Below are 991 nucleotides of genomic sequence, written 5' to 3' on the forward strand. Positions count from 1 at the left end.
ATGGGTCTCATCATCGTGTTCGTCCTGCGCGAGGCGCTACCAGCGATTCGGTACATGGGACTGGTCGACCTCGTTTCATACACTAACCAGCCAATGTGGAACACCGGTGGCGAGGAAGTGTACTCGCTCGCACCCGCAATCGTCGGCACGGTCATCGAAACGCTGTTGGCGGTGGCCATCGCCGGCCCGCTGGGCGTCGCCGGCGCGCTGTTCATCAGCGAGGTCGCACCGGGGTGGCTGCGCGAGATACTCAAACCCGGTATCGAAATCCTCGCTGGCATCCCCTCGATCGTGTTCGGTTATCTCGGGCTGGTCGTGCTCAACCCGTATTTCTCCTCGAGCAGTGCGTTCGGCCTTCCAGGGCTTGGCAGTCTACTGGCTGTGGGGTTGGTCGTCGGCGTGATGGCACTTCCTACTGTAGTGTCGGTCGCCGAAGACGCCATTTCGAGCGTGCCCGAGTCGATGAAACAGGGCTCGCTCGCGCTCGGAGCGACTGACTGGCAGACGATGACCGGTATCACGATGCCCGCAGCGTTTTCGGGTATCTCCGCTGCCGTGTTGCTGGGTGTCGGCCGCGCGGTCGGCGAGACGATGGCTGCAACGGTGATCCTCGGCAACGTAACCGAGTTACCAGCGCCCGTCTTCGACGTCTTCGACAACACGATTACGCTCACAAGTCTCATCGCCAGCCAGTACGGCAACGCCAGCGGTCTCCACGTGAACGCGCTGTTCGCCGCCGGGGCCGTGCTGTTCGTGACCGTGATGGCCATTTCGGTCGTCTCACAGATGATCGAGCGCCGGATGGTGCGCCGGCTCGGAGGCGAGCAATGAGCGAGTCCTACGAGCGAGGGCTGGTGAACGAGGGCGGGTCGGCGTTCGAGCGCGCCAGCGCTGCGGTCGTCGGTCTCGGCGTGCTCGGCTTTCTGTTCGCGCTCGCATCGCTGTTCGATGTGACGAGTTTCGGGACGGAAGCGTTCGGCGTCGAGCTAAC

1 protein-coding gene is annotated in these 991 nt (G+C 63.3%); it reads left to right on the forward strand.

Going from position 1 to position 991, the window contains the following annotated elements; translation table 11 throughout:
* Positions 1-831, forward strand: an 831-nt coding sequence (pstC, locus tag ACQUQO_RS18245; protein ID WP_435080077.1) for a phosphate ABC transporter permease subunit PstC, incomplete at its 5' end; no start/stop codon positions are given.
* Between the last annotated feature and the right edge of the window lie 160 nt (positions 832-991).

The organism is Halococcus sp. AFM35, assembly GCF_051195015.1.
Taxonomy (GTDB): Archaea; Halobacteriota; Halobacteria; order Halobacteriales; family Halococcaceae; genus Halococcus.